The sequence below is a fragment of the Candidatus Ancaeobacter aquaticus genome, from assembly GCA_030765405.1.
GTDB lineage: Bacteria > Auribacterota > Ancaeobacteria > Ancaeobacterales > Ancaeobacteraceae > Ancaeobacter > Ancaeobacter aquaticus.
On the sequence record JAVCCP010000034.1, the window covers coordinates 1 to 8,901 of the forward strand.

At 37.5% G+C, this 8,901-nt stretch carries 13 protein-coding genes; 3 read left to right on the forward strand and 10 right to left on the reverse strand.

Going from position 1 to position 8,901, the window contains the following annotated elements; all coding sequences use genetic code 11:
- On the forward strand, positions 1 to 210 hold a 210-nt coding region (locus P9M13_03760; protein MDP8262401.1), incomplete at its 5' end, for a hypothetical protein.
- 459 nt (positions 211 to 669) lie between these two features.
- On the opposite strand, the gene P9M13_03765 is transcribed toward P9M13_03760, so the two are convergent.
- From P9M13_03765 to P9M13_03780, 4 genes are all read right to left on the reverse strand, one after another.
- On the reverse strand, positions 670 to 954 hold the full coding sequence (locus tag P9M13_03765) for a helix-turn-helix transcriptional regulator (protein ID MDP8262402.1): 285 nt from the start codon (positions 952 to 954) through the stop codon (positions 670 to 672).
- Positions 955 to 969: 15 nt separating this feature from the next.
- Positions 970 to 1,308 (reverse strand): type II toxin-antitoxin system RelE/ParE family toxin, encoded by a 339-nt coding sequence (locus tag P9M13_03770; GenBank protein MDP8262403.1) that lies wholly within the window; start codon positions 1,306 to 1,308, stop codon positions 970 to 972.
- A gap of 233 nt (positions 1,309 to 1,541) precedes the next feature.
- A complete protein-coding gene (locus tag P9M13_03775) occupies positions 1,542 to 1,955 on the reverse strand; it encodes a putative toxin-antitoxin system toxin component, PIN family (GenBank protein ID MDP8262404.1) in 414 nt (137 codons plus the stop codon).
- Entirely contained in the window at positions 1,952 to 2,170 is a 219-nt protein-coding gene (locus tag P9M13_03780) for a hypothetical protein (GenBank protein MDP8262405.1), read from the reverse strand. Before P9M13_03780 ends, P9M13_03775 begins: the two co-directional genes overlap by 4 nt.
- 234 nt (positions 2,171 to 2,404) lie before the next feature.
- On the opposite strand from P9M13_03780, the gene P9M13_03785 reads away from it, so the two are divergent.
- Positions 2,405 to 2,665, forward strand: coding sequence for a hypothetical protein (locus P9M13_03785; protein MDP8262406.1), 261 nt, complete (start codon positions 2,405 to 2,407; stop codon positions 2,663 to 2,665).
- Positions 2,652 to 2,990 carry a type II toxin-antitoxin system PemK/MazF family toxin gene (locus P9M13_03790; protein ID MDP8262407.1) on the forward strand — a complete coding sequence of 113 codons (339 nt, stop codon included), beginning with the start codon at positions 2,652 to 2,654 and terminating at the stop codon, positions 2,988 to 2,990. Before P9M13_03785 ends, P9M13_03790 begins: the two co-directional genes overlap by 14 nt.
- A 187-nt stretch (positions 2,991 to 3,177) precedes the next feature.
- Here the strand turns inward: P9M13_03790 and P9M13_03795 are convergent, their stop codons facing one another.
- The 6 genes from P9M13_03795 to P9M13_03820 form a co-directional block, all read right to left on the reverse strand.
- Positions 3,178 to 4,386: an ATP-binding protein gene (locus P9M13_03795; GenBank protein ID MDP8262408.1), complete on the reverse strand. Its 1,209-nt coding sequence runs from the start codon at positions 4,384 to 4,386 to the stop codon at positions 3,178 to 3,180.
- Positions 4,387 to 4,491: 105 nt separating this feature from the next.
- Positions 4,492 to 4,968, reverse strand: a complete 477-nt coding sequence (locus P9M13_03800) for a nucleotidyl transferase AbiEii/AbiGii toxin family protein (protein MDP8262409.1) — start codon at positions 4,966 to 4,968, stop codon at positions 4,492 to 4,494.
- 417 nt (positions 4,969 to 5,385) lie between these two features.
- Positions 5,386 to 6,429: a Fic family protein gene (locus tag P9M13_03805; GenBank protein ID MDP8262410.1), complete on the reverse strand. Its 1,044-nt coding sequence runs from the start codon at positions 6,427 to 6,429 to the stop codon at positions 5,386 to 5,388.
- A 388-nt stretch (positions 6,430 to 6,817) separates the two neighbouring features.
- Positions 6,818 to 7,123 (reverse strand): hypothetical protein, encoded by a 306-nt coding sequence (locus P9M13_03810; GenBank protein MDP8262411.1) that lies wholly within the window; start codon positions 7,121 to 7,123, stop codon positions 6,818 to 6,820.
- 3 nt (positions 7,124 to 7,126) lie between these two features.
- Complete coding sequence (locus tag P9M13_03815; GenBank protein ID MDP8262412.1) at positions 7,127 to 7,384, reverse strand: AbrB/MazE/SpoVT family DNA-binding domain-containing protein; 258 nt, start codon at positions 7,382 to 7,384, stop codon at positions 7,127 to 7,129.
- Positions 7,385 to 7,515: 131 nt separating this feature from the next.
- Complete coding sequence (locus P9M13_03820; GenBank protein ID MDP8262413.1) at positions 7,516 to 8,703, reverse strand: ATP-binding protein; 1,188 nt, start codon at positions 8,701 to 8,703, stop codon at positions 7,516 to 7,518.
- Positions 8,704 to 8,901 lie beyond the last annotated feature (198 nt).

The following is an 8,901-nucleotide window of genomic DNA, read 5'->3' on the forward strand; positions in this document are numbered from 1 at the left end:
CCGCGGATTCGGGACATATCACACTATCAAACTTCCAAGCAGAATCTATCAAGACCCCGTCACAAACAAGATAATCTCCATACCATCCACAAACCGCGCCATCTTCCGCCAATCCAAAAACCTTTTCCCGCCGGTAAAGAAAAAGGGTTAGCCCCAAACAAAAATATTGCGTATATCAACCATATTCAGCCCTTCCTGCAAAAAACTTAAATCAACCCATACCCCCCCATTATTCAAAAAAAATTTCTCACCTTATAACGCAAATATGAAAGCTGTTTTTTACGAAATCCCATATAAAAATATCTTGGAATAAATAAAAGCAGAAGAATACAAATCAGAAGGCGTGGTATACTATATTACGTCTGCATTAACGCCAAAGGCCGTTGGATGAGGGTTGATAAGGCAAGTCAATTCGACTAGATAAAATGAAAAGGGCAAAAAGCAAGGTTAGCCCCGGTCAAAGAGACCGCGGAGATTAAACGTTTTCACCCCCAGACTTCATACATGAATTTTAAAAAACCCAGTAAAATAAGGGGTTTGCGGGTTTGGTGGGGCACTACATTTGCCTTTTGAAACCTTATCTACGGAAATGCTTGTTATTTGGGACTTACAGGCATCTGGGTTTTGGAAAAACGAAGCAAACATATGAAGTCGGGAGAAAACCACCACTTAAACAAGTTTTATTTTTAATCTTCTATGTAATACCCGAGATAGCTTAATCAACGTACTTAATGAATAACTTTTATTATGAATGTCCTCTAAACGTGATACTGTTTGCTGCGTTGTGTGTAATTTTCTGGCTAAGTCTCTTTGTGTTAAATTTTCCTTCTGCCTTATTTTAGCTACTTGGATGGCTAATGATGCATACACTTCTTCTTCATCATATTCCTGGCTAAACTCAGTATCCTTTAATTGTTCTTTCAAGTAATCTTTAAGTTTTACTGTGCTTTTCATAATTAAATCACCCCCCTAATTTTTTTGTAAAAAATCATTCATATATCGTTTTGCCCGTTCGATTTCTCCTAATGGAACTGCCTGTGTTTTTTTAATAAATCCATGTGTAACAATAATTCTTTTACCAAAGAAAAAATATAAAAATCTATATTCATTTGATCCAAAACCAACTCTTAACTCTCTAATCTTGTCTTGCACAATATCTGCATATGGTCGCGGTAAATTTGGCCCTTCTCTTTCAAGATGCGTTATCCACTTCACAACTTTTGCTCTAATCTTCGTATGAATTTTATTTAAAAAGTCAATTGTTGGACAATCTCCTTTTTTATCTTTGTAAAACTCTACTGAGTACATTTATACTCTCCATTGTTACTATTAATATACACTATTTTTAGTGTATTGTCAATAGTAATTTTTCTCCCAGTTCATTCTCCTCGCCCCTAAATTGGATATATTTCTGTACTTATATATCCAATTCCTTAATTATTTACCTGTTTTACACAGTTTTTCTTAAGGTAATATATCCAATTTAGGAGCGCCAAGGGTATATGCGCATTTCTCACCCATTCAGCAAAATATAGAAAGGATTATTCTTTTCCTGGTTTCCTTTGCGCAAAAGCCCAAAATTCCCGTGGAGTAAGAATGGAAATTGCTTGGAATTGCTTCAGAACGAGCAAATCATCATCTCCGGTAACAATCACTTCTACCTTACCGGCCAATGCTGTCCCTAAAACTTTGATATCACTCAAATCTCTGCAGGCATTTTTAGGCACTCTTGCAGGGTTTACTATTTCTGCTTCATCATATAAAAATTGCTCTACATCCTTTGCTCTTGATTGAGGCACCTTGATTTTGCGGCAGAGATTCTTGTGAATCTCCCCTATCAAATACTCGCTGAGCACTATTATATGCTCATAAAGACAGTATTCAAAAACATCTGCACACAGTCCCCGTCCCGCAAAGGCCGAAATCACAACATTTGAGTCCAATACCACTTTCATGAAATGACCTTGAATATATCTTCATCCGTAAGAAGCCCTTGCGATTCAGCAAAAGGAAGAATCTGAGAGCGAATACGCCGAAAATTACGAACAGCTAGAAACTGTCGTAAAGATCTCCTAACCAAATCACTAACCGGCATTTTTTCCTTGCGGCTAATTATCAATAACTGTTTCTGCAGGTCATCCGGTATTCTCACTGTAAGACTTTTATCCATATCTATCACCTCTGTAAGACAATGTACTACATATTGCATAATTTGTCAAGTGTATATTTTTGTTTTTTTGTTTTGTTTTTCTACCTAACTTTTAAGCAATCTTAAATAATCCTTTTGGGTTTCCCTTAACGAATTTGCAATGAACTCAATAAAATCTTTGTCATCTTAAAAATCCACATTTGTGTCTTGACACATTTTACAAAATAATGTATATTTCTATTATGGGGGTATGCTATGAGTAAGTTAGAACCAAAGAGGGAAAGACTGAGTATCGATGTTTATCCTTTTGAGCATCGACAAATAAAAGCATTTGCTGCTTTTTATGGCAAAACTATAAGAGAATACGTTCTTGAAAGTGTTAGAACGCGTTTACAAAAAGAAGCAGAAAAAGCAGAAAACAAGGATTTATTAGCCTTGACTATACATCTGGACAAAGATCCTGTGCTAAAAGAACTATGGGATAACGAGAAGGATACTGCATATGACGAATTATAAACAGAGGGATATAATTCTTGTTGATTTTGGGTTTTCCGATAAAACAGGTTCTAAGAAAAGACCTGCCTTGGTAATAAGCATTGCCAATTATCATAAATCTCGGCATGAAGTAATTATAGCAGCTATCACAAGCAATACAAAGAGATCTTTATTTGGTGATACACTTATAGAAAATTGGAAAGAAGCAGGGTTGAAATTTCCATCTCAGGTGACAGGAATTATTCGAACAGTACATAGCAGCCTAATAATTCGCCAATTGGGCACACTTCCTAAAAAAGATTTTATAGATGCAAAAAAGAATCTTGGCAAAACAATGGAATTCTAACTAGATATATTGAATTCGGGGGACGGATTGAGCTAACCCGGTTTTAACGGACGGGTTAATTATCACTTAATCTGGCCATATTTAACCTTCACTAATAGTATATCATTATATAATGATTATCAACAATCTTCCTACAGGATTAATTATCTTATGCCGCCAAAACGTAACATGTCCTACTAATTTTTTACTACACTAACTGACTCAAAAATGTACTGGCAGGAACTATGATAGGATCATCCTGATTAAAGCAATCCTTTGAAACATAATCCATATCAAAAACCACTTGAAATGCGTGTTTGGTCTTAATTTTGTTATGAAAATGAACCAAATTCTTACTTATGCCTCCCTTTGATGATAATTTCACTTCAACCAAAAACCATGGTTTTTTATCTCTAGAAACCAGAAAATCAACTTCACGCTTTTCTTTATCCCTGACAAACCATAAACCATACTGTCCCAAACCGCAATCTGTCCAGAAATGCACCGCTTTTAATAAATGAGCTGCCACCAGGTTTTCAAGACGGCTGCGTTCCTCGTCTACATTACTCCAATCCCATAAATATGTTTTTGGCTCTCTAATAAGTGACCGTGGGATATTCTTAGTCCATGGCTGAATAGTAAAACAATAGAAAAATGCCTGCAATGTCTTTATCCAGCGGCGTACAGTATCAGAGGATACATCAATTTTGTTGGCAAGGGTTGAGTAATTGGTCAACTGCCCTGCCTGATATTTAAGTATTTCAGCTAAAAGCTCAATTTGACCTAGCTCTTGAATTCGACTTAAATCCCGAATATCTTCACGAATTAATTGCTCTTGACGCAATCTTTTCCACCGGTTTAAGAATCTTGTATCATTCTTCATAAAAGGTTCAGGAAAACCGCCATTTTTAAGCAATTTTTCAAAATCATGACTTTTGGTTTTAACTGGCTCATTAATTTCTTTCTCCGATGGAATAGTGCGGCCTAGTTCTGCTACAGACAATTGGTGGAGACGATAGATAAAATATCTACCCATTAAGCTATCACCGTCTCTTTTGTATGTATCTAACCGGGAACTGCCTGTAACTATAATTTTTGCTTTACCCTTATACATATCAAAGAAGCCTTTTAAAAAAGTCTTCCACTTTCCATATTTATGAATTTCGTCGAACACGATAATGGGTATTTCAGCGGCCAATGTATCTAGCCCCGCATAACTGGCAACATTATTAACCCCATCTAATATAATTTTTCTATGATCCAAATTATCCCAGTTCAAATACAAAAAATGGCTCGATAGGTCTTTAGCCATGAGACTCACTGTCGTTTTTCCTGCCTGCCTGGGACCGACAAGAAAAATCATTTGCTGATACCGGTCAAAATGTTCTTTTATAACAGATGTATATATTCTTTTCATCTTATCCCCTTGAATTTCACTATAAAAACATTCACCTTTTATTGTGACTATTTTACTATATATCTAAAATTAGTCAAGACTATTTTTACATACATCTAAAATTGGTCATACCTTTAATCCAATCAATTTTAAGACATTTTCTTTTGTGAATATCTCTATATCCGACGGGTTTTCAAGGAAATTCTCAACATCTCCCTTAACCTTTTTCCAATCCGCATCTTGAACAATGTTATATAAAAACGATCTCCAATTATCTTGTGATAAAACCTCTCCTTGCCACTGCGTTTGAGACAATGCGTTATTCAAGAGCGCTAAGTTTGAGACTATGTCTTTCCATTTAGAAAAATACCAGCCAATATCAAAGTAATCCCTGCCTTTAGTGTACTTTCTGTTCAGCAGTGCATGCAATTTACCTGCAAATAATGATGGTAAATCATAAGTCAGAAACGCAATGGGAAAATATTTATTAACAATAGATGTTTCCAGCACGCTACCTTGTGGAGGCTTTGTATCAATTTTGATGTATAGCCTTCTCGAGAAGCCGCTAATTCTAAAACATACTCTTTCATAATGTTTTCTCATCCTTTTTGTATCGTACAATGTATTTTTCTATCATTCGGACAGCATCAAACAGTGATTTTTTATCATACCTCTTTGCATATTGAACTAAAATATCAAGGTCGATCTTTTCAACGTTTTGCAGTCGAGTATTTCAGGGACACCATACTAAATTCAGAACTCCATACATGGGATCCACAGCAATCTTACCTAAATAGCTACGAATAAATAGTTTCCCCGGATAGTTTGTGATAAAAGGCTTCAGATAAAAGATTTTTTTTTAAGAGACTTGATTCTTCAACAAAAGCACCCATACTTTTCAAAACTATCACCGACAACTTATAATGAAACTCGAAATACACGAACGATAGTGCAGTAGATTTCGTAAGTTGAATTATGCCCGAAGAGAATGATGGTATTTTTTTTGGGATGTGTCCCTATTTATAACAAAGAAACAATTCGTAACCATTTCGCTGACTGTCCTTTTCCAAGGCATTTGATCTTTTTCTTTATTTTGAGATTGAGCAATATTTTTTTTATCATAACCCTGCTTATACCCGGACAGACACGCTCAATATCTGATATACTGAATTCAGCCAATTGGTCATTAACTGCTGCTTCGATAATTCCCGTCTTTGCTCCCCTCCGCGGACTAACAGCTACAGCACGTCTTTCAAGCTCTTTATATGCCCCAAGCACTGTTCCCAGAAAATAATTTGTCCATGGCAGTGTATCGTGCTTACCCTGCTGCCAACCCCACGAACTTCTGTTCAACGATTCATAATATGTTTCTTTGCTCTGTTCGACAACGCGTTCGAGACTTATGTACTTGCCTGCCGCGTATTCGTGCTGATATAATGCCAAAAGCGTCAACAGCCGTGACACCCTACCGTTGCCGTCACGGAACGGATGTATACATAGAAAATCAAGAATGAGGCATGCAACCGCGTAAAGAGGCGGATATTTCAACTGCGTTACGCTGTGTTCGTAGGAAAGGCATAATTGCTCAATATATTTTGGTGTTTCTTTCGCGCTTAGGGGCTTATACACGACCTCGACTCTGCCGTCAGAAAATTTACGGATGATGTCATTATCCTTTTCGTTCCAAACCCCGGCATCATGCGATTCTCCTCGGCACAATCGGTGCAATTCTTTAATTGTTTCAGAAGTTATCCTAAGACTTCCGTGTTTGGCGTGGATCAAATCAAGCGCTTTGCGATATCCCGAAACCTCCTCTTCAGAACGATCACGTGGTCTGCTGTGACCTATTACAAGCGGTTTGAGTCGCACACTATCTACTGTAACCCCTTCGATCCGGTTTGACGATTCGACGCTTTCAATAAGCGCCATTTCAACGAGCGTTTTCAAGGCCTGTGGCGATTGTTGTGAATACAAATCCTGTTTACCTTTATATTCTGAAACAGAGTTCATCAACCATACCGTGCCAAGAGGCAGATCAAAAATGTTGTTCTTGAATGAGTTCATTATAACCACCTTTTTATAATATACCATTCAATATACCATTAATCGCGCTAGTATACCATTTAAAAAACTGGGATCCATATTTCAGGGACACCATACTAAATTCAGAACTCCATACATGGGATCTACAGCAATCTTACCTAAATAGCTGCGAATTAATAGTTTCCCCGGATAGTTTGTGATAAAATGCTTCAGATAAAAGATTTTTTTTAAGAGATTTGATTTTTCAAAAGTGATTTCTTGGCGCACGGGACGGATCACTTAATTATTGCAATCTGCCAAAAAAGACAATTAAGTGGATGAGTTGGGTTAAAGCAGGAAAATCTATTCGATTAGATAAAAATAAAAAAGCAAAAAGAAAGGTTAGCCCCGGCCAAAGGGATCGCGGCGATTAAAAAATATTCGATAGGAATTGTTTTATTTGATCATGGCTGCCCGCCAACACTGCAATACATTTTTCTTTTTCTCTTCTTATAACAACACGAATATTGCTTTCTATACCTGCTTCATAATATGGTCTCCTTAATTGCTTATAAAAAAACCGGGGGGCTATCTTTCTTGCCTCCAATAAATTGCAGTCAATAGAATAATAAACATTTAGGGTTTCTAATATTAATCCTACTATTTTCTTTTGCTCATAACCAAGATGCTTAATGCTTCTTTGAAAAGAGGGACGGAAATAAAGACATAATGCCATTAATTAAGCCTTTCCACTTTTTAGGTTTTCTATAAACCTTTTAGTTACTCGTTTCTCCTTCCCCTTTTCCCGCGCAGAAAGGATATCCAATTTCTTATATACCTCTTTCGTAAACGCTTTCCTTTTTATCTCAAGAGGAATAAGCTCAATTTTGTTTTTATAAATCGTTATTTCAAACATGGAACCTTTCCTTAAATCAAGTGCATCTGCAATCTTTTTGGGTATTGTTATTTGATGTTTAGCGGTCATTGAAATTGTCATACTTATCACCTCCTATTGTAAATATACTATAAAGTAAGAATATCGTCAAGTAAGGAATTAAGAATTAGGGTTTAGGGTAAGGATACAGCGCGGGGTCTTGTAAATGGAATTCGGGGGAGGGAGACTAATCCTCATAAAAGATCAAAAATAATGTCGTCAACCTGCTGCCATGGTATAGCATCAACATATTTATTTATTCTCATCTTACGCGGAGTGCGGCAGATAATATAGCCCTTGCCGAAATTTTTGTATTCTTGCAGAAATACCATGAGGTGCTTAGCATCTTTCGCTTGTGGAGCATCACTCCACTTCACTTCTATTGGAATATACTTTCCGTCTTTTTTAACAACCCAGTCAACTTCCGGACCGTCAGGATCTCGCCAGAAAAAAACATCGCTGTTTCTTTCAGACATGCGGGCGCACCTCACCAGTTCCAATCCAACTAACTGTTCAAAAAGATGTCCTAGCGTCTCTTTGGGAAGCTCCGTTCCTTCTCGCGCTACCGCTCGCCTGACACCCAAATCAAAAAACATATATTTCTGCGATTTTGTCAGTTTCTTTCTCGTTGCGCTTTTTGTCAACGGCTCGATCCTCTCTGCAATAAGGCAGTCCTCCATGATCTGATAATATGATGCAATTGTCGTGTGAGAAACGCCTATCTCCTGCGAAAGTTTTCGCAGGTTCACCACTTTACCCGATTCAGACGCGGCATATTCAAGAAATCGCGCAAACGGACCAATATTTCTCACAACCGCTTCGGCGCGCACTTCCTCTTCAAGGTAAGTGGTTACATACGACTTTAAATCAACATCCTGATCACTCTTATTATCAACGGAAATGATACCCGGTAAAGAACCATACAAAATAGCGGCTTCAAGAGAATCTGGATTTGATTCCTTTATAACAAGTGGGTCGAGCTTCAACACCACAATTCTGCCGGGAAGAAGATTTACGTTATGGCCCTTGCGGAGTTTTCTCGCTGATGACCCGGTGAGAACAAAATTGGCTCTTTTTCTATCGATAAGGTCCTGCACCACATCTAATACGGCTGGTACCTTCTGAACCTCATCAAGGAGTACCAGAGGCAAACCAGTCCGGTTTTCTCTGTCCAGGGCCTCAACCTCACTTTTCAAAACAGCAGGATCTTTTTCATACCGCTGCCGCACTTCTGGACTAATAAACGTCACAAATAGATCGCTCTTCAATCGGTTAATAAGAGTCGTTTTACCTGTCTGCCTTGCCCCTAAAAGAAGTACGCTCTTGTTCCTGGCCAGGGCCTTTACGATATTTTTTTCAACAAAACGTGATATATATTTCATGGTATCCATTATCGCCGAAATTGGAGTGCTTGTCAACCAAAAAAAACATTAATAAATAGAAGGACATATTAAACATATTTCAGTCGAGTAGATATAATATGGCCGTCACACTTAGACATGCTTTGTGTTCCCTGTTACTCTCCCCTTTCGGTTTGGAGAGTGTCACATTATTCTGTCTTATGCTTCGACTTCAACACC

What these genes read in the sequence shown, in the direction of transcription:
- P9M13_03815 (MDP8262412.1), bottom strand. Translation starts at nt 7,384, where the DNA reads ATGACAATTTCAATGACCGCTAAACATCAAATAACAATACCCAAAAAG.
- P9M13_03785 (MDP8262406.1), top strand. Translation starts at nt 2,405, where the DNA reads ATGAGTAAGTTAGAACCAAAGAGGGAAAGACTGAGTATCGATGTTTAT.
- P9M13_03790 (MDP8262407.1), top strand. Translation starts at nt 2,652, where the DNA reads ATGACGAATTATAAACAGAGGGATATAATTCTTGTTGATTTTGGGTTT.
- P9M13_03770 (MDP8262403.1), bottom strand. Translation starts at nt 1,308, where the DNA reads ATGTACTCAGTAGAGTTTTACAAAGATAAAAAAGGAGATTGTCCAACA.
- P9M13_03780 (MDP8262405.1), bottom strand. Translation starts at nt 2,170, where the DNA reads ATGGATAAAAGTCTTACAGTGAGAATACCGGATGACCTGCAGAAACAG.
- P9M13_03820 (MDP8262413.1), bottom strand. Translation starts at nt 8,703, where the DNA reads ATGAAATATATATCACGTTTTGTTGAAAAAAATATCGTAAAGGCCCTG.
- P9M13_03765 (MDP8262402.1), bottom strand. Translation starts at nt 954, where the DNA reads ATGAAAAGCACAGTAAAACTTAAAGATTACTTGAAAGAACAATTAAAG.
- P9M13_03775 (MDP8262404.1), bottom strand. Translation starts at nt 1,955, where the DNA reads ATGAAAGTGGTATTGGACTCAAATGTTGTGATTTCGGCCTTTGCGGGA.
- P9M13_03795 (MDP8262408.1), bottom strand. Translation starts at nt 4,386, where the DNA reads ATGAAAAGAATATATACATCTGTTATAAAAGAACATTTTGACCGGTAT.
- P9M13_03805 (MDP8262410.1), bottom strand. Translation starts at nt 6,429, where the DNA reads ATGAACTCATTCAAGAACAACATTTTTGATCTGCCTCTTGGCACGGTA.
- P9M13_03800 (MDP8262409.1), bottom strand. Translation starts at nt 4,968, where the DNA reads ATGAGAAAACATTATGAAAGAGTATGTTTTAGAATTAGCGGCTTCTCG.
- P9M13_03810 (MDP8262411.1), bottom strand. Translation starts at nt 7,123, where the DNA reads ATGGCATTATGTCTTTATTTCCGTCCCTCTTTTCAAAGAAGCATTAAG.